The sequence below is a fragment of the Nocardia bovistercoris genome (genome assembly GCF_015674855.1).
Classification (GTDB): domain Bacteria; phylum Actinomycetota; class Actinomycetes; order Mycobacteriales; family Mycobacteriaceae; genus Nocardia; species Nocardia bovistercoris.
This window is the reverse complement of record NZ_JADMLG010000009.1, coordinates 100,068-118,009: the sequence shown is the minus strand read 5'-3', so window position 1 is coordinate 118,009 and position 17,942 is coordinate 100,068. Positions and strand designations below refer to the sequence as shown.

Here is a 17,942-nt window from a genome sequence, read left to right as displayed (position 1 = left end):
CTCGACCCATACCTATGATCGGAGCCTATTACCCGCCGCTGGCCCGCCCAGCCGTAGGACCAGAGGACTGATGACCGGCTTCCTGCTACGACGCGCACTCAACTATGTCGTGCTGTTGCTGCTGGCCTCTTTTCTGACGTTCAGTCTGGCATCGCTGACGTTTCGGCCACTGGACAGTCTCGAACAGCGCAACCCTCGCCCGCCGCAAGCGGTGATCGACGCCAAGGCCGCGGAATTGCACCTCGACGAGCCGATTCCGCAGCGCTATGTGACGTGGCTGAAAGGCATTCCGCACGGCGACTTCGGCACCACGTTGAGCGGTCAGCCGGTGAGCGAGGAATTGCCGCGCCGGGTCGCGGTGAGCCTGCGCCTGCTCATCGTCGGTTCCGTGGTCGGCACGGTGCTCGGCGTGCTGATCGGCGCGGCGGGCGCGATACGGCAATACAAATTCAGCGACTATTTCACAACGGTGGTGTCGCTGCTGATTCTGAGCACCCCGATATTCCTGCTCGCCACACTGTTGAAATACGGTGCGCTGGAAATAAACTCGCTCACCGGATCGCAGATCTTCCTGTACACCGGCGAGACCTCGGCGAACCGGATCGACGGCTTCGGGCCACAGCTACTCGACCGGCTGCAACATCTCGTATTGCCCACCGCGGCACTGGCACTCGGCGCGATGGCGGGCTACAGCCGGTACCAGCGCAACGCGATGCTCGACGTGCTGCAGAGCGATTTCATCCGCACGGCGCGCGCCAAGGGCCTCACCCGCAATCGCGCGCTCTACAAACACGGCCTGCGCACCGCGCTGATCCCTATGGCGACGCTGTTCGCCTACAGCCTCGGCGGACTCATCACCGGCGCGACCTTCACCGAGAAGATCTTCGGCTGGCACGGCGTCGGCGAATGGCTGGTCGATTCGATCAACGCGCAGGACCTGTACGTGGTGGTGACGGTGACCGCCTTCGCGGGCCTCGTGGTGCTGATCTCGGGCCTGCTTTCCGATGTCGTGTACGCGATGCTCGACCCGAGGGTGCGTGTGGGATGACCGAAGCGGAGATCATCGTCCAGGGTGCGCCCGAGGTCGCCGCGGCGGGTCGCCGGAAACTGGTGGCGCGGCGTTTCCTGCGCAACAAGCCTGCCGTAGTCGGCGGCGCGGTGCTGATCGCGCTGTTCGTGGTCAGTTTCGCGCTGCCGCCGTTCCTGACCTACGACTATCAGCAACTCGACTACACCGCCCTGCTGAAACCGCCGAGCGCGAGACATCCCTTCGGCACCACGCAGATCGGGCAGGACGTGCTCGCTCAGACCCTGCGCGGCTTGCAGAAATCGCTCGTCATCGGCGTCTGTGTGGCATTGATCTCCACGACCATCGCGGCCACCGCGGGTGCGGTCGCGGGCCTGCTCGGCGGCTGGACCGACCGTGCCGTCATGTGGTTCGTCGACCTGCTGCTCGTCGTGCCGAGTTTCATCATCATCGCGATCTTCGCGCCGCGCACCAAGGGCAGCGGTTCGATCTGGCTGCTGATCGTGCTGCTCGCGGTATTCGGCTGGATGATCAGCGCGCGCATCGTGCGCGGCCTGACGATGAGTCTGCGCGATCGTGAATTCGTCCGCGCCGCACGCTATATGGGCGCGCCGACGCGCACGGTGATCCTCAGCCACATCGTGCCGAACATCGCCTCGATCCTCATCATCGACACCACGCTCACCGTCGGCGCGGCGATCATGGCCGAAACCGGGCTCAGCTTCCTCGGATTCGGCGTGCAGCCGCCGGATGTGTCGCTGGGATCGCTGATCGCGGCGGGCACCCGCTCGGCGCTGACCTATCCGTGGCTGTTCCTGTTCTCCGGCGGCCTGCTGATCGTCACCGTACTGTGTGCGAACCTGGTCGGTGACGGACTGCGCGACGCTTTCGATCCGAGCGCCAAGCGCGCTCGCAAACAGAAGACTGTCGGTGCCGAAGCGGCGGAAGCGAAGGCGAAGTGATGACCGGCGCACAGTCGACGGCGCCCCTGCTGGAGATCTCCGATCTGCGGGTGTCGTTCCCCAGTGAGGAGGGCCGCGTCGACGCGGTCCGCGGGGTGAACTACACCGTCGCCGACGGCGAAGTGCTCGCCGTCGTCGGCGAATCCGGTTCGGGCAAGTCGGTGTCGGCGCTCGCGGTGATGGGCCTGCTGCCCGAACAGGCGCGGGTCACCGGGTCGATCAGGATGCGCGGGCGCGAACTGCTCGGCCTCGGCGACAAGCAGATGTCGCGGTTGCGCGGCCGGTCGGTCAGCATGGTGTTCCAGGACCCGCTCTCGGCGCTCACCCCGGTGTACCGGGTGGGCGATCAGATCGCCGAAGCGCTGCTCGCGCACGGCGCGACGGGGCGCAAGGAGGCCGCGGCCAAGGCCGTCGAACTGCTGGAACTGGTCGGCATCGAGGATGCCGCGAACCGCGCCAAGGCGTTCCCGCACGAATTCTCCGGCGGCATGCGCCAGCGCGTGGTGATCGCGATGGCCATCGCCAACGATCCGGCCCTGATCCTGTGCGACGAACCGACCACCGCCCTCGATGTCACGGTGCAGAAGCAGATCCTGCAACTGCTGCGCAAGGCCCGCGACATCACCGGCGCCGGTGTCGTGATGATCACCCACGACATGGGCATCGCCGCCACGCTGGCCGACCGGGTCGCGGTCATGTACGCGGGCAAGATCGTCGAAACCGCCACCGCCGCAGACCTGTTCAGCGCGCCGAGGATGCCGTACACGGTCGGCCTGCTCGGATCCATCCCGCGCATGGACGGACCGGCGCGGGCGCCGCTCGTCCCCATCGTCGGCGCGCCGCCCGCCATGCACGACCTGGCGCCCGGATGTTCGTTCGCGCCGCGCTGCCCGGTCGCGATCGACGAGTGCCGGGTGGCGGAACCGCCGCTGGAGCGGATCGAGCCCGGTCATTCGGCCGCGTGCATCCGCACCGCCGAACTCGGCGTCACCGACCTGTTCACCGCCTACCGCAAGGAGGTAGCGGCCGCGCCCGAGGTCGCCGACGCCGAGGCGCGGGTGGTGCTGCGGGTCACCGACCTGAGCAAGACCTTCCCGATCACCTCGGGGGTGATCATGCGCCGCCGCAAAGGTGAGATCCGTGCCGTGGACGGCATCAGTTTCGAGGTGCGCGCGGGCCGGACGCTGGCGCTGGTCGGCGAATCCGGGTCGGGCAAGTCGACCACCCTCACTCAGATCCTCGACCTGGTGAAACCGCAGGCGGGCACGATCGAGATCCTCGGCCGTGACGTGACCGGCCTCACCAAGGCCGACAAGCGCGAGATCCGCAGGAAGATGCAGATCGTCTTCCAGGACCCGACCGCCTCGCTGGACCCGCGCCTGCCGATCTCCGACGCGGTGGCCGAACCGCTGCGCATCGACGGCCGAGGCAAGGCCGAGATCGCCGAACGCGTGCCGAGGCTGCTGCGCCTGGTCGGGCTGCGTCCCGAACACGCCGACCGCTATCCCGCGGATTTCTCGGGCGGACAGAAGCAGCGCATCAGCATCGCGCGCGCCCTCGCGCTCGACCCGGAACTGCTGATCCTGGACGAACCGGTGTCCTCGCTCGATGTCTCCATCCAGGCCGGTGTGCTGAACCTGTTGCGCGAGTTGCAGATCGAGCGCGGACTTTCCTACCTGTTCGTATCGCACGACCTGTCGGTGGTGCGCAATCTCGCGCACGACATCGCGGTGATGCGACAGGGCAAGATCGTGGACTTCGGCAGCGCCGAACAGATCTTCGAGCGACCGGCCCACGCGTACACCAAGGCGTTGATCGACGCGGTACCCCTGCCGGTCGTCGACGGGTAGACAGGAGATCCAATGCGGATTCGGACGATGGCGAGAAGCCGGCTCGAGCTGCGAAGGGCGGGCATCATGGTCGCGGTCCCGGCCGTGGCGCTCGCGCTGATCCTCGGCGGCTGCTCGGCGGGCGATGACGACTACTCCAACGGCGCGACCGGTGAACTCGGCACGACCAACGACATCAACCCCAAGGATCCGAGCGAACTGCGCGAGGGCGGCAACCTGCGTCTCGCGGTGAGCGCGCTGCCGGAGAACTGGAACTCGCTGTCGGTGGACGGCAACGACGCCGAGATCGCCGCCATCGAACGCCCGATGATGCCACGCGCCTATCGCACCGACGCCGCGGGCAAGCTGACGATCGACACCGACTACTTCACCGACATCCAGCTGTCCAGCACGAATCCGCAGGTGGTCACCTACACCATCAACCCGAAAGCGGTGTGGTCGGACGGAAGTCCGATCACCTGGGAAGATCTGCGGTCCCAGGCCGCCGCGATGAGCGGCGTCGACAAGGCCTTCCTCATCTCCATGACCTTCGGTTTCGACCGGGTGGAGAAGGTCGAGCGCGGGGTGGACGACCGGCAGGCCGTCATCACCTTCCGGCAGCCCTACGCCGAATGGCAGGGGCAGTTCGCGGGCGAGGCGTTCCTGTTCCCGAAATCGGTGACCGCCGACCCGCAGGCGTTCAACAAATCGTTGGTCGACGGACCGAGCCTGTCCGCGGGGCCGTTCATCCTGCAATCCCTCGACCGCGCGCAGAAACGCATCGTGCTCGGCCGCAATCCGAAATGGTGGGGTGACACACCGAAACTCGACACCATCACCTTCAGCGTGCTCGACAGCGCGGCATTCGTCCCCGCGTTGCAGAACAACGAGATCGACGCGGTCGGGCTCGGCACCATCGACGACGTGCGCACCGCCCGCAACACGCCCGGCGTGGCGATCCGGCGCGCGACCAGCAATCTGTGGGGTCACCTTCGGTTCAACGGCGCGCCCGGCTCGATTCTCGAGGACGCGCGGCTTCGGGTCGCGATCTCGCGCGCCATCGACCGCCAAGGCATCGTCACCGCCGTGCAGAACGGCCTCGTCGACAATCCGAAGCCGCTGAACAACCACGTCTACATCCAGGGCCAAGAGGGTTATCAGGACAACAGCCTCCCCTTCGATCCGGCCACCGCCAACCGTGAACTCGACGAGCTCGGCTGGAAGCAGAACGGGCCGTTCCGCGAGAAGGACGGCCGCAGGCTCACCATCCGCGACGTCATGTACAACAGTCAGGGCTGGATCCAGATCGCGCAGATCATCCAGCAGAATCTCGCGCAGATCGGCGTCGAACTGGTCATCGACACCCGGCCGGGGCAGGGACTGTTCACAGACGTCATCCAGCCGGGCAATTTCGACGTCGCGCAGTATTCGCTGGTCGGCGACGCGTTCGCGATCGGCGACCTGCCCCAGCAGTTCGCGTACAACCCCGGTGACATCCAGGGCAACTACGGGCGCATCGGGTCGCCGGAACTCAACGCGCTCATCGAACGCACCACCTCCGAACTCGATCCGGTGAAACTGGTCGAGATGGCCAACGAGGTGGATCGCATGGTGTGGGCCGAAGGACATTCGCTGCCGCTGTATCAGACGCCAGGACTCGTCGGAGTGCGCGCCGATCTCGCCAATTACGGCGCGCCCGGTCTGGCCTCCTACGACTACACCATCATCGGATTCGTGAAGTGAGCCGGGCGAGTGCCGGAAATCGTCGGAAGGAGTCACTCGTGAGGACCCGTTCGCCCCGCGCACTCGCCCGCATGGCGGCGCCGCTGCTCGCCGTCGGCCTGATCGTCACCGGGTGTTCCGGTGACAGCACCGTCACCGCGGGCGGCAACACCATCGGCGCTGGCATCGACATCAACCCGCACGATCCCTCGGAACTGCGCGACGGCGGGAATCTGCGACTGACGCTGAGCGGGTTCCCGTCCACCTTCAACTCGCTCCAGGTCGACGCCGACGGCGACGCCGCCGAATTGGTCTCCTGGACCCTGCCATACGCCGCCACCGCGACCGCCGCCGGCGAAATCCTGGTCGACCACGACTATTTCACCGACATCGCACTGACCGGCACCGAACCGCAGCAGATCACCTACACCATCAACCCGAAAGCGGTGTGGTCGGACGGCTCACCCATCACCTGGGAAGATCTCGCCGGTCAAGCCAACGCGCTCAGCGGTCGCGACAAGGCGTACCTCGTCGGCGGAACCCAAGGCTACGACCGGATCGCGAAGGTCGAACGCGGCGCCGACGACCGGCAGGCCGTCGTCACCATGGCGAAGCACTACGCGGAATGGCGCGGCCTGTTCAATCCGCTGTTCCCGAAAGCCACCACCGCGACCGCCCAGACGTTCAACGATTTCGACCGCAACGCGCCGCAGATCTCGGCGGGACCGTTCCAGGTGACCTCGATCGACCGGGCGCAACAGCGAATCGTGCTGAGCCGCAATCCGAAATGGTGGGGTGACACACCGAAACTCGACACCGTCACCTACAGCGTGCTCGACGATTCGGCGCGCTTGAACGCGTTGCAGAACAACGAACTCGACTCCGCGCCCATCAGCGGAATCGACGAGGTGACCGCCGCCACCGGCACGCCAGGCATCGCGGTCAAGCGCGCGCCCGCACTGCAATTCACGCACATGACATTCAACGGCGCGCCCGGCTCGATACTCGCCGATCCGCGACTGCGCGTCGCCGTCTCCAAAGGCATCGACCGGCAGGCGATAGCGAACGCACTGTTGCACGGTGTCGTGGAAAATCCGCAGACCTTGAACAACCACATCTATTTGAACGGGCAGCAGGGCTACCGGGACAACGCGCAGTCCGTCGCCTTCGATCCCGCGCGGGCGGCCGAGGAACTCGACGCGCTCGGCTGGAAACTCAACGGCAAGGTCAGAGAGAAGGACGGGCGCAAACTCGTGCTGCGCAATGTCATGTACCAGTCCGAAACCTGGTCGCAGGTCGCGCAGATCGCCCAGAACAATCTGGCCGCGATCGGCGTTGAACTCCAGATCCAGAGCTTTCCCGGCAACGGACTGTTCACCGACGTCGTCTTTCCCGGCAACTTCGAGATCGCCAACTTCTCGTGGGGCAAGAGCATCTTCCCGCTCGGCGCACTGTCGCAGATCTACGCCTACGATCCGAACAGCATGCTCGGCAATATGGGGCGCATCGGTTCGCCGGAACTGAACGCCTTCATCGAGGAGATCATCTCCGAACTCGACCCGCAGAAGGCGATGGATATGGCCAACGAGGCCGATCGGATGATCTTCGAAGAAGGATTCTCGCTGCCGCTGTACCAATTGCCCGGCACGGTGGCCCAGCGCGAGAATCTCGCCAACTGGGGCGCGTTCGGACTGCAATCGGCCGACTACACGAAGGTCGGCTTCCTGAAGTGAACTCGGGTGCGCGGCGGGCGCTCGGCTATCCGGTCGCCGTGACGGTCGCCGCGCTCGCCCTCTGCGCCGCGCTCACGCCGTTCGCCGATCATGATCAGCTCGCGGCCCTCGGTGTGGTCGCGCTCGCGATTCTCGGTTACACCGGTCTGCGACTCGCGACAGCGCTCGGCGCGCTCCCCAACGGGCTCGAGGTCGCGTTGGCCGCGTCGAGTAGCCCGGCGGCGCCGAGCCCGAGCGGCTCGACCGCGGGTGCCTCGACTGCGGATGCCTCGACTCCCGACGCATCGGTTCCTGATGACTCGATTCCAGCGGCCACAGCGGGCGAACCGGATACGGCTGCATCGACGCCGGACAAACCGACGGCCCCGAGGGCAATGCCGGTGCGAATGGTTTCGGTCCGGCGGGTTCGCAATCAGCATCGGCTGGTCAGTCGGTCGTGGCTCGAGGTGACCGGGCACGGCGGACAGGCGCGCGTGACCTCTTGGCTACCCGTGTATTTCGATCCGATGCTGCTCGCGTTGACCGAGTCGGAGGCCGAGGTGGGTGCGGGTTCGCTCACGGTCGCGGGGGTGCGGCTGTATCCCTCGGGGCGCGTGCGGCGCGCGGAACCGCCTGGTGTGCTGGTCGACAATCCGTCGCGGCCCGATCCGGCGGCCTCGACTCGGGCGGTGGCGGTGACCCGGCCCGTACGCAGGCTGCTGCTCGACGCCCAATCGACGGTCGCGGCGCCTTTCGCGGGCCTGCTGTGGGTCTATGTCATGGGCGGTGGGCTCAGCGCGTTCGCCGGGGCGAGCGCCGTCGCGGGCGGCGCGGCGGTCTGGCTGGCCGCCGTGCGCGGGTCCGATCCGTCCTGACCGGCCTCAGGACAGCAGGCCGAGCGATTCGGCGTGGTCGAGTGTTCTGCGCACGTGCCACACCAGGGGGATGTGGACGGCTTCGGCGTAGGTCATCCACCCGTATTCGTAGTGTTCGGCGGTGGTGAGGCTGACGTCGCGGTCGAGTGCGTTCTCGAAGCACACGAAGGTCACGGTGTGGATGTCGGATCCGCCGTCGCCGTCGCCGTCGGGGCCGACGAAGTGGGTGAGTTCGTCGGCGACCATGACGTCGAGTCCGGTCTCCTCGTTGACCTCGCGCCGCGCCGTCTGCGCCGGGGTCTCGCCCGGCCCGACCGAGCCGCCGGGGATATCCCACAGATCGCCCAGTTCCCCGTGCGGATTGCGATGTAGCAGTAGCACTCTGCCGGTTCGGATCGGCAGCGCGTGCGCGATCCACCGTTGCTCGCCGTGCTGTTGCGTCATGGCCTCTCCCTCCTCCCGTATTCGAGTCTGCCACGCGCCGGGCGCGAACGGAGGCACATCGAAATTGGTCTGACCACTTGACCACCAGGCCATCGGGGCGCATCGTGGGACCATGGCACTGCAACCCGTGGTCAAGCGGTCGGTATCGGCCGATGTGTTCGAACAGATCGCCGCCGACGTCCTCAGCGGCGAACTCGCTCCCGGATCGACCCTGCCGAGCGAACGGCAACTGGCCGAAGCGCTCGGCGTCTCGCGGCCCGCGGTGCGCGAGGCATTGCAGCGGCTCGCGGCGGCCGGACTCGTCGCGGTCCGCCAAGGCGACGCCACGACGGTGCTCGACTACCGGCGCGGCGCGGGACTCGAAATCCTGCCGCGCCTGCTGATCCGCGCGAACGCCCGCGATGCCGGCGTCGCGAGCGCCCTCGATGTCACCGTCGCCCGCAGCATCCTCGAGACCCGCTTGCACAATGGGCCCAAAGTGGCCGAACTGGCCGCCCAACGGGTCGACCGGGCCGACATCGCCACCCTGCGAACCGAACTGGACCGGCTCCTGGCCGCACTCGCCGTCGAATCCGATCTCGTCGCCCTGCAACGCCACGCCCTCGAATTCTGGGACCACCTCGTCGACACCGCCGATTCCATCGTGTTCCGGCTCATGTTCAACATGCTCGGCGCCGCCTACGAACCCGCCCTCGCCGCGCTGGCCCCGATCATGTCCGCCGAAGTCGGCAACACCGACGGCTATCGCGAACTCGCCGCCGCCGTACTCGCGGGCAAGCCGAAGCAGGCCGCCAGATCCGCCCGCGCCCTGCTCGAACCCGCGACCCTGGCGCTGATCCATGCGCTCGACAGCGCTGAATCCGCTACCGAAAAGGACCTACGATGACACGCTCGGAGCACCCGTCACCACCGACGAAAGACCGCCGGGGGCTGCGGCGCGGATTCGGACTCGGGGACGCCGCAAGGGAATTCGCGCGCCACCCGTCGCCGTGGATGATCGCGACGGTGCTGGTAGCGGCGCTCGTCGCCCGAATCCTGGTCGGGGACTCGAGGTTGGACGATGTCGTGCTGCCGCTCGCGCTGCTCGCGGTGTTCCCGGTCTTCGAGTGGGTCGTGCATGTGACGGTGCTGCACTGGCGACCGCGGCGGGTCGGGCCGATCACGCTGGACAGCGAGCTGGCGCGCGAACACCGGGCGCACCATGTCGATCCGCGCGACATCCCGCTGATCTTCATTCCGACACGCTCACTGGCGGTGGTGATCGCGGCACTGCTCGCGATCACCTTGCTCGCTTTTCCCCGACCGGGGCTCGGCCTGACCTTCCTGCTCACCGTGACCGTATTCGGCCTGGTCTACGAGTGGACGCACTACCTGATCCACAGCGACTACAAACCGAAGTCGGCGCTGTATCGAGCGGTGTGGATGAACCACCGCCACCACCACTACAAGAACGAGCACTTCTGGTTCACCGTGACCAGCTCCGGCACGGCCGACCGCCTCTTCGGCACCCATCCCGATCCGGCGACCACGCCGACCTCACCGACCGCCCGCAACCTGCACGCGGCCTGACCTGGCGGCTCCACCGGCCGGTTGACAACATACCTTAGGGGGGTATGGTAAAAACCAGGACGGCGCCGGACCGATCCCGGAAACGGAGCACCCGATGAACACAGCGACCAAGTTCGCCGGATTCGCGCTCGGCCTCGCGGCGGTATTCGGCCTCGCGCTGGCGACCGGCGCCCTACTCGGCCCCGAACCCGCGCCACCCGCCGCGCACGACACCGAGGCGCACACCGGCCAGGCGGGCACTCCCGAGATACCCGGCGGGCTGATGGTCACCGATCGCGGTTACACGTTGCGGCTGGAGAACCCGATCGCGACCCCGGCGCCGGATGCCGTCGTTCGCTTCCGCATCCTCGACGCCGAGGGCGCGCCGGTCACCACCTACCTGCCCGAGCACGAGAAGGATCTGCATCTCATCGCGGTCCGCCGGGACATGGTCGGCTACCAGCACGTGCATCCCACCCTTGACGCCGCCGGAACCTGGAGCGCCGCCCTCGACCTCACCCGCGCGGGCGAATACCGAGTCTTCGCCGACTTCGTCCCGAACGGCGGTCCCGACCTGACCCTCGGCGCCGACCTGCGCGTCGCGGGCGACTACGACGTCACCCCGCTGCCCCCGCCCGCGACGGTCGCGACCGTCGGCGAGTACAGCGTCACCCTCGAAGGCACGGTCACGCCAGGCGCCCCCGCACCGCTGACCCTGACGGTGCGCCGCGACGGCCGACCAGTCACCGACCTCCAGCCCTACCTCGGCGCATACGGCCACCTCGTCGCACTGCGCGCCGCCGACCTCGCCTACCTGCACGTCCACCCGCAGGGCCACCCGGGCGACGGCGTGACCGCGCCGGGACCCGGCATCACCTTCGAAGTCAGCGCCCCGAGCGCGGGCGACTACCGACTGTTCCTCGACTTCCGCCACGGCGATGTCGTACGCACCGCCGAGTTCACCCTGCACATCGCGCCCGACACGGCGGACTCCGCCGAAGCCGAGCACGGCGCACCGGGCCGACCACACGGCGACCACGGCGCGACCCCCGCACCCGCCCACACCCACTGATCGCCCGCACATCACCCGTCGCACGCATCGACCGACGACGCGCACCGACCGGACGACAAAGCACCGCGGGGGACGGCCCACCGACGACAATCGCGCACCGAGGAAAGCGCGGAACCAGCTACGACGAAGACGCCCGACGGGTGACGACAACCGAACAGCGACGAGAACCCGACCGGCGACGACCACCGACCGGCCACCACCACAGGCACTACCACCGGATCGGCGAGGATCGCCCACCGAGGAGAATCGCCACTGTGCCGCACAGAACGGAGCACACGATGACCACCGCGACCGCGCCGACCACACCGGTCGAATTGGCGATCGGTGGCATGACCTGCGCGTCGTGCGCCAATCGCATCGAACGCAAACTGAACAAACTCGACGGTGTGCACGCCACCGTGAACTACGCGACCGAGAAGGCGCACGTCGAGATCGCCGGGGCCGATATCACGGCGCAGCGGCTGATCGACACCGTCGAGGAAGCGGGTTACACCGCGACGGTCCCGGTCGCCGAACCGCCCGCCGACGCCGCCGAAGACGACCCGGTGCGCGCGTTGCGCACCCGGTTGCTCGTCTCGCTCGTGCTCACCGTCCCGGTGATCGCGCTCGCGATGATCCCGGCGCTGCAATTCACCTACTGGCAATGGCTGTCGCTGACGTTGGCCGCGCCGGTCGTGGTCTGGGGCGCGTTGCCGTTCCACCGCGCGGCGCTGACCAACCTGCGGCACGGCGCGGCGACCATGGACACCCTGGTGTCGATCGGCACGCTGGCCGCCTTCGGATGGTCGGTGTACGCGCTGTTCTGGGGTACCGCGGGCACACCCGGGATGACCCATCCGTTCGAACTCACCATCGCCCGCATGGACGGCACCGGAAGCATCTACCTGGAGGCCGCGGCGGGCGTCACCACCTTCATCCTCGCCGGACGCTATTTCGAGGCGCGCGCGAAACGGCGCGCGGGGGCGGCGCTGCGGGCGCTGCTCGAACTCGGGGCGAAGGATGTGGCGGTCCGTCGTGACGGCGTCGAGACCCGGATTCCCGTGGAGGAACTGCGGGTCGGCGACGAGTTCGTGGTGCGGCCCGGTGAGAAGATCGCCACCGACGGCGTTGTGGTCGACGGATCATCGGCGGTGGACGCGGCCATGGTGACCGGTGAACCGGTGCCGGTGGAGGTCGGGCCGGACGACACCGTGATCGGCGCGACGGTCAATGTCGGCGGGCGAATCACGGTCCGGGCGACGCGAGTCGGCGCGGATACCCAGCTCGCGCAGATGGCGAAACTGGTCGAGGACGCGCAGACCGGCAAGGCGCGCGCCCAACGGCTGGCCGACCGGATCTCCGGCATCTTCGTGCCGATCGTGATCGCGCTGTCGGTCGCGACCCTCGGGTTCTGGCTCGGCACCGGCGGCTCGGTCGCGGCCGCGTTCACCGCAGCGGTCGCGGTGCTCATCATCGCTTGCCCCTGCGCGCTCGGGCTCGCGACGCCGACCGCGCTCATGGTCGGCACCGGGCGCGGCGCGCAGCTCGGCATCCTGATCAAGGGTCCCGAGGTGCTGGAATCGACCCGTCGGGTGGACACGATCGTGCTCGACAAGACCGGCACCGTCACCACCGGGACGATGACCCTGGTCGACGTGGTCACCGCCGACGCTGTGCCGCGCGCCGAGATCCTTGCGCTCGCGGGCGCGCTGGAGGACGCCTCCGAACATCCGATCGCGCGGGCCGTCGCCGACGCCGCACGCGCCGAACTCGGCACACTCGCCCCGGTGGACGGCTTCACCAGCGTCGACGGGCTCGGGGTGCAAGGTGTTGTGAACGGGCACGCGGTGGTCGTCGGCAGGCCGCGACTGCTCGCCGACTGGTCACTGCGCCTCGACGCGGAACTCGAACGGGGCATGCGCGCCGCCGAAGGATCGGGCGCGACGGTGGTCGCGGTCGGCTGGGACGGCGCGGCTCGCGGGCTGCTCGTCGTCGCCGACGCCGTGAAACCGACCTCGGCCGAGGCCGTCGCCCAGTTCCGCGCGCTCGGACTCACCCCGATCATGCTCACCGGCGACAACGCGGCCGCGGCGCGCGCCATCGCCGATCGGGTCGGCATCGACGAGGTCATCGCGGAGGTGTTGCCGCAGGACAAGGTCGCGGTGATCGAGGGGTTGCGGGAGCGCGGCAAGGTGGTCGCGATGGTGGGTGACGGCGTGAACGACGCCGCCGCGCTGGCCACCGCCGATCTCGGTCTCGCCGTCGGCACCGGCGCCGATGTCGCCATCGAGGCGAGCGACCTGACGCTGGTCCGCGGTGATCTCCGCGCGGCCGCCGACGCGATCCGGCTCTCGCGCGCGACCCTGACCACCATCAAGGGAAATCTGTTCTGGGCGTTCGCCTACAACGTCGCCGCGATTCCCCTCGCGATGGCCGGACTGCTGAATCCGATGCTCGCGGGCGCCGCCATGGCGTTCTCGTCGGTTTTCGTGGTCAGCAACAGCCTGCGACTGCGTGCCTTCGAATCGAAGGCGCGCTGATACCCGAGTTCGCCGACGCGTGCGTCGCCGTGCGGTCCGCGGAATTCAGCGGACCGCGCGGCGGAATTCGGTGGTGGTGGCCTGCGGCCCCTCGGTGGCGATGAGACGCAGCATGGCATCGCGCTCGGTCTCACCCGCGCGCCGTTCGTTACGGAGCCGTAGGACCGCATGTGCCAGATCGATGCCCAGTACATTCGACAAACGCATCGCGTCGACCTTGGCCACGGAAACCCTCCTCTACCTCGAGAACTCTGCCTCGAGAAACGCCTTTCGAGACGGTTCGCACTTCAGGTACCCGCGCGGAAGGTTGCTGAATCCTCGGATTCCGGCTCTTCCGGCGAATCAGTTGGTTTGCCGGTGTATTCCGGCGCGTCGCACGCGGCACGCCGAACAGCGGCTATCACGGATAATTTGAAGCACGGTTTATCCAGAATATGCGGCTGTCTCGAAAGGCTCGATTGTCTCGAAATCGCCGTTACCGCGATGGGCACGGCGATCGTGTTTCGATGGAGAGCGGATGACGAGATTCGAACTCGCGACCCTCACCTTGGCAAGGTGATGCGCTACCAGCTGCGCTACATCCGCATGCACGACCGGCCCGTCCCTGACCCCGGAAACCGTGTCGCCGTGCGAACGTGAACTTTAGTCGAACAGCGCGAGAAACCGGAAATCCGCAGGTCTACTGGTCGCCTTCCGCCTTGCGCGCCTTCGCGGCCGCACGCTCGGCGGCCTCGGCGGCGTCGAGTGCGTCGGCCTCCTCCAGGGTGGGGGCGCTGCCACCCAGTCGGGCGGGCACCCAGTACGCGCCGGGTTCGTGTGCGTAGCCCTTCTGCAGTTCGGCCAGCATCGACTGCATGGTGGTGCGCAATTCGGCCGTGAGTTCGGCGGCGGGCTCGCGCGGCGGGATGGGTGCGCCGACCGCGATGGAGATCGGGGTGTTGGTACGGCCGAGGCGCTTCGGGAAGCCCTTGGTCCACACCCGCTGCGCGCCCCAGATGACGATCGGGATGATCGGCACGTCGGCTTCGATTGCCATACGCGCGGCGCCGGACTTGAATTCCTTGATCTCGAAGCTGCGGCTGATGGTGGCCTCGGGGTAGACGCCGACCAGTTCACCGCGACGCAGATATTCGACCGCGGCCTTGTAGGAGTCGGCGCCCGCGGTGCGGTCCACCGGAATGTGCTTGAGGGCGCGCATGATCGGCCCCGAGACCTTGCTGTCGAACACCTCCTTCTTCGCCATGAACCGGATGTAGCGTTTGGGGGTGCGCACGGGCAGACCGGCATAGGTGAAGTCCATGTAGCCGGTGTGATTGACCGCGATCACCGCGCCACCGGTTGCCGGGATGTGCTCGTCACCCGAGACGGTGAACTTCAGGCCTTCGACGAAGAAGACGGTACGGGCCAGGCCGATGATCGACCGGTAGACGGGTTCCACAATTCCGCTAGCGTAGTCGCAGACCGCTCCGGGGGCGGAGTGTGGCCACACCCGCGCCCGACGCCGTTTCGAATACGCCGACGAAAGAGGATCGCCGAAGTGGAACGCGCCCGACCACAACCGCGTGGACACGACCGGACAGGGCGCGGCCCCGGTGAGTTATCCGCGGGCGGGCGCCCGCGCGTCGAATCACCGAAGCGAGTGTTCGGGAAAGCCGCGGCGATCGGCGGGGTGGCCTCGGTCGCGTTGCTGCTCGGCGCGTGCGATTCGGTGTCCGGCATCCCGGTCGACGATCCGGCGCCCGCGCGGGCCGCGGCCGTCACCACCGTGAGCGCCACCACACCGCCGCCCGCGCCGCCGACCACGTCCACCCTCCCGCCCCCACCGGCCGACGCGCCCGCGGTTGGCGAGGTCCCCGGACTGCCAGAGGCCGCCGTCGCCGTCCGGCGCTGGGCCACCGACCTGCGCACCGCGACCCAAACCGAACTCCAGGACAAGTGCTGGAGCATCGCGCCCGGCAACGTGACCGAGATGTACCAGGGCAAACAGGCGATCCTCAGCGCGCTGGCGCAGCCGGGTACCGCGAATACGACCACCGTCACATGGAAGAGCCGCGCGACGACGGTCACGGTCGAGCGCGACCTGATCGACACCGGCTACGCCTGCCCGCGCGTCTTCCCGTCCGGCACCGAGATCGGGTACAACGACGCCGACGCCAGGCATACCGTGCGGCGCTATCTGTCCCGACTGGTCGGCACGCCGCTCGACCCCGCCGACCGCGAGGCCGACTATCCGCTGGTGTGCCGGGCGACGCCCGCGGCGTGGGATCCGCGTTCCACCGGATCGCCCACGAAACCGCCGCTCGCGGGCAATACCGCGAAATTGTCCGGGGTGACCGGATTCGAAGGTTCGGAGATCAGTTCGAGCCGGATCGATTCCGAATACCTCGCGGTCGAGGTGCCGGTGATCGATTCGACGGGAACGGCGAAGACCCGTACCTTCACCTTGACGCAGGGACCTGAGGGCTTCTGCATCGGCGATGTCACCCCGTGACCTCGTCGGTGTCGTCACCCTGATCTCGTCGGTGCCGTCACCACGTGACCGCATCGGCGCTGTCATTGCGTGCCGCCGTCACGCCGCGGCGGCCCCGCGGCCTGCGCGTTCATTCCAAGAACTACCCTTGATGGCTGGTAACGGTCAGGAGGACACAGCTCGTGCAGATCACCAGCGTCGGACACGCAGGTTTCCATATCCGCACCGCGGCCGGGTCGATCCTTTGCGATCCCTGGGTCAATCCCGCCTATTTCGGTTCGTGGTTCCCGTTTCCCGACAATCGGGACCTGGATTGGGACGAATTAGGCAAATGTGACTTTCTCTACGTTTCGCATCTGCACCGCGACCATTTCGACGCGAAACTGCTGACCGACCACGTCGACAAGGACACGACGGTCCTGCTGCCCGACTACCCGGTCCCGGATCTGCGTCGCGAACTGGAGAAACTGGGCTTCCACAAGTTCTTCGAGACCGAGGACTCGGTCAAGCACACGATCAGCGGCCCCGGTGGCGAGATCGACATCATGATCATCGCGCTGCGCGCACCCGCCGACGGCCCCATCGGCGATTCCGGAATCGTCGTCTCCGACGGCGAGACCACCTGCTTCAACATGAACGACGCGCGCCCGGTCGACATGGATATCGTGCACGACGCGTTCGGGCAGCTGGACATCCATCTGCTCCAGTATTCGGGCGCGATCTGGTATCCGATGGTCTACGACATTCCGGCCCGCACCAAGACCAACTTCGGCAAGCAGAAGCGTCAGCGCGGCATGGACCGGGCGCGCAGCTATATCGAACAGGTCGGCGCCACCTGGGTGGTGCCGTCGGCGGGTCCGCCGGTATTCCTCGACGACGCGCTGCGCGACCTCAACGACGATCACGGCGACGAGGGCAATATCTTCCCGGATCAAATGGTGTTCCTGGAGCAGATGCGCCTGCACGGCAACGCGGGCGGAATTCTCATGATCCCCGGTTCGGTCGCCGACGTGCGCGGCGCCGAACTCGAGCTGAGCCACCCGTTCGATCCCGGCCTGATCTACGACGACAAAGCCGACTACATCGCGAGGATGGCCGAACGTCTCGCGCCGGTGCTGGAAGCTGAGAAGCAGACGTGGGATTCGGGCAGCGGGTCGCTGCTGGAACCGCTGCGCAAACGGTTCGAGCCGATCATGGTCCAGTCCGATGTGATCTGCGACGGCATCGGCTATCCGGTCGGCCTTGTGATCGGCACGGAGACGATCGTGCTCGATTTCCCGGCGCGCGCGGTGCGCCACCCCATCGAGGGCGAGGGCAAGTACCGCTACGGATTCCGCATCGCGCCCGAACTGGTGCGCACGGTTTTGCGCGACAACGAACCCGACTGGGTGAACACCATTTTCCTGTCCACGCGTTTCCAGGCGTGGCGGATCGGTGGATACAACGAATTCCTGTACACGTTCTTCAAATGCCTCACCGACGAGCGGATCGCCTACGCCGACGGCTGGTTCGCCGAGGCGCACGACGATTCCGCGTCCACCGAGATGGCGGGCTGGGAGATCCAGCGTCGCTGCCCGCACCTGAAGGCGGACCTGTCGAAATTCGGTGTGGTCGAGGGCAATACCCTCACCTGCAACCTGCACGGCTGGCAGTGGGATCTGGAGTCGGGCCGCTGTAAGACCTCCAAGGGCCACGAACTACGTTCACGCAAACTCTCCTGATCGCACACCCTTCGGCCGGCACCCGTCCGTACCGGCCGAAG

Annotated in this window: 15 protein-coding genes and 1 tRNA gene; 12 read left to right on the top strand and 4 right to left on the bottom strand. The window is 67.4% G+C overall.

Annotated elements, in window-relative coordinates:
* The first annotated feature begins 70 nt into the window (after nt 1-70).
* From IT779_RS22135 to IT779_RS22110, 6 genes are read left to right on the top strand one after another with little or no spacing between them, the layout of a single operon-like run.
* On the top strand, nt 71-1,048 hold the full coding sequence (locus tag IT779_RS22135; RefSeq protein ID WP_196151307.1) for an ABC transporter permease: 978 nt from the start codon (nt 71-73) through the stop codon (nt 1,046-1,048).
* The gene (locus IT779_RS22130) at nt 1,045-1,989 is read left to right on the top strand and encodes an ABC transporter permease (protein ID WP_196151306.1); all 945 of its coding nucleotides are present in this window, start codon (nt 1,045-1,047) and stop codon (nt 1,987-1,989) included. The genes IT779_RS22135 and IT779_RS22130 overlap by 4 nt, the downstream gene beginning before the upstream one ends.
* Nucleotides 1,989-3,839: an ABC transporter ATP-binding protein gene (locus tag IT779_RS22125; protein WP_196151305.1), complete on the top strand. Its 1,851-nt coding sequence runs from the start codon at nt 1,989-1,991 to the stop codon at nt 3,837-3,839. The genes IT779_RS22130 and IT779_RS22125 overlap by 1 nt, the downstream gene beginning before the upstream one ends.
* A gap of 27 nt (nt 3,840-3,866) precedes the next feature.
* Entirely contained in the window at nt 3,867-5,561 is a 1,695-nt protein-coding gene (locus IT779_RS22120; protein WP_232541972.1) for an ABC transporter family substrate-binding protein, read from the top strand.
* A gap of 38 nt (nt 5,562-5,599) precedes the next feature.
* Nucleotides 5,600-7,273, top strand: a complete 1,674-nt coding sequence (locus tag IT779_RS22115; protein WP_196151303.1) for an ABC transporter family substrate-binding protein — start codon at nt 5,600-5,602, stop codon at nt 7,271-7,273.
* Nucleotides 7,270-8,127: a hypothetical protein gene (locus tag IT779_RS22110; protein ID WP_196151302.1), complete on the top strand. Its 858-nt coding sequence runs from the start codon at nt 7,270-7,272 to the stop codon at nt 8,125-8,127. Before IT779_RS22115 ends, IT779_RS22110 begins: the two co-directional genes overlap by 4 nt.
* 6 nt (nt 8,128-8,133) lie before the next feature.
* Here the strand turns inward: IT779_RS22110 and IT779_RS22105 are convergent, their stop codons facing one another.
* Nucleotides 8,134-8,571 (bottom strand): NUDIX hydrolase, encoded by a 438-nt coding sequence (locus IT779_RS22105; RefSeq protein WP_196151301.1) that lies wholly within the window; start codon nt 8,569-8,571, stop codon nt 8,134-8,136.
* Nucleotides 8,572-8,683: 112 nt separating this feature from the next.
* Here IT779_RS22105 and IT779_RS22100 point away from each other — a divergent pair, with 112 nt between their 5' ends.
* The 4 genes from IT779_RS22100 to IT779_RS22085 all read left to right on the top strand — a co-directional run bounded on the left by IT779_RS22100 (nt 8,684) and on the right by IT779_RS22085 (nt 13,710).
* The gene (locus tag IT779_RS22100; RefSeq protein WP_196151300.1) at nt 8,684-9,457 is read left to right on the top strand and encodes a FadR/GntR family transcriptional regulator; all 774 of its coding nucleotides are present in this window, start codon (nt 8,684-8,686) and stop codon (nt 9,455-9,457) included.
* The gene (locus IT779_RS22095; RefSeq protein ID WP_196151299.1) at nt 9,454-10,140 is read left to right on the top strand and encodes a sterol desaturase family protein; all 687 of its coding nucleotides are present in this window, start codon (nt 9,454-9,456) and stop codon (nt 10,138-10,140) included. Before IT779_RS22100 ends, IT779_RS22095 begins: the two co-directional genes overlap by 4 nt.
* 94 nt (nt 10,141-10,234) lie before the next feature.
* A complete protein-coding gene (locus IT779_RS22090; RefSeq protein ID WP_196151298.1) occupies nt 10,235-11,191 on the top strand; it encodes a hypothetical protein in 957 nt (318 codons plus the stop codon).
* 278 nt (nt 11,192-11,469) lie between these two features.
* The gene (locus tag IT779_RS22085; protein WP_196151297.1) at nt 11,470-13,710 is read left to right on the top strand and encodes a heavy metal translocating P-type ATPase; all 2,241 of its coding nucleotides are present in this window, start codon (nt 11,470-11,472) and stop codon (nt 13,708-13,710) included.
* A gap of 45 nt (nt 13,711-13,755) precedes the next feature.
* Here the strand turns inward: IT779_RS22085 and IT779_RS22080 are convergent, their stop codons facing one another.
* The 3 genes from IT779_RS22080 to IT779_RS22070 all read right to left on the bottom strand — a co-directional run bounded on the left by IT779_RS22080 (nt 13,756) and on the right by IT779_RS22070 (nt 15,148).
* On the bottom strand, nt 13,756-13,935 hold the full coding sequence (locus IT779_RS22080; RefSeq protein WP_196151296.1) for a hypothetical protein: 180 nt from the start codon (nt 13,933-13,935) through the stop codon (nt 13,756-13,758).
* Between the two features lie 287 nt (nt 13,936-14,222).
* A tRNA-Gly gene (locus tag IT779_RS22075) sits at nt 14,223-14,295 on the bottom strand.
* Between the two features lie 94 nt (nt 14,296-14,389).
* The gene (locus IT779_RS22070) at nt 14,390-15,148 is read right to left on the bottom strand and encodes a lysophospholipid acyltransferase family protein (protein ID WP_196151295.1); all 759 of its coding nucleotides are present in this window, start codon (nt 15,146-15,148) and stop codon (nt 14,390-14,392) included.
* 201 nt (nt 15,149-15,349) lie between these two features.
* On the opposite strand from IT779_RS22070, the gene IT779_RS22065 reads away from it, so the two are divergent.
* Nucleotides 15,350-16,201 carry a hypothetical protein gene (locus tag IT779_RS22065; protein ID WP_332838909.1) on the top strand — a complete coding sequence of 284 codons (852 nt, stop codon included), beginning with the start codon at nt 15,350-15,352 and terminating at the stop codon, nt 16,199-16,201.
* Between the two features lie 161 nt (nt 16,202-16,362).
* A complete protein-coding gene (locus IT779_RS22060; protein ID WP_196151294.1) occupies nt 16,363-17,901 on the top strand; it encodes a Rieske 2Fe-2S domain-containing protein in 1,539 nt (512 codons plus the stop codon).
* Nucleotides 17,902-17,942: the final 41 nt, after the last annotated feature.

What these genes read in the sequence shown, in the direction of transcription:
- IT779_RS22135 (WP_196151307.1), top strand. Translation starts at nt 71, where the DNA reads ATGACCGGCTTCCTGCTACGACGCGCACTCAACTATGTCGTGCTGTTG.
- IT779_RS22130 (WP_196151306.1), top strand. Translation starts at nt 1,045, where the DNA reads ATGACCGAAGCGGAGATCATCGTCCAGGGTGCGCCCGAGGTCGCCGCG.
- IT779_RS22125 (WP_196151305.1), top strand. Translation starts at nt 1,989, where the DNA reads ATGACCGGCGCACAGTCGACGGCGCCCCTGCTGGAGATCTCCGATCTG.
- IT779_RS22120 (WP_232541972.1), top strand. Translation starts at nt 3,867, where the DNA reads ATGGCGAGAAGCCGGCTCGAGCTGCGAAGGGCGGGCATCATGGTCGCG.
- IT779_RS22105 (WP_196151301.1), bottom strand. Translation starts at nt 8,571, where the DNA reads ATGACGCAACAGCACGGCGAGCAACGGTGGATCGCGCACGCGCTGCCG.
- IT779_RS22100 (WP_196151300.1), top strand. Translation starts at nt 8,684, where the DNA reads ATGGCACTGCAACCCGTGGTCAAGCGGTCGGTATCGGCCGATGTGTTC.
- IT779_RS22095 (WP_196151299.1), top strand. Translation starts at nt 9,454, where the DNA reads ATGACACGCTCGGAGCACCCGTCACCACCGACGAAAGACCGCCGGGGG.
- IT779_RS22090 (WP_196151298.1), top strand. Translation starts at nt 10,235, where the DNA reads ATGAACACAGCGACCAAGTTCGCCGGATTCGCGCTCGGCCTCGCGGCG.
- IT779_RS22085 (WP_196151297.1), top strand. Translation starts at nt 11,470, where the DNA reads ATGACCACCGCGACCGCGCCGACCACACCGGTCGAATTGGCGATCGGT.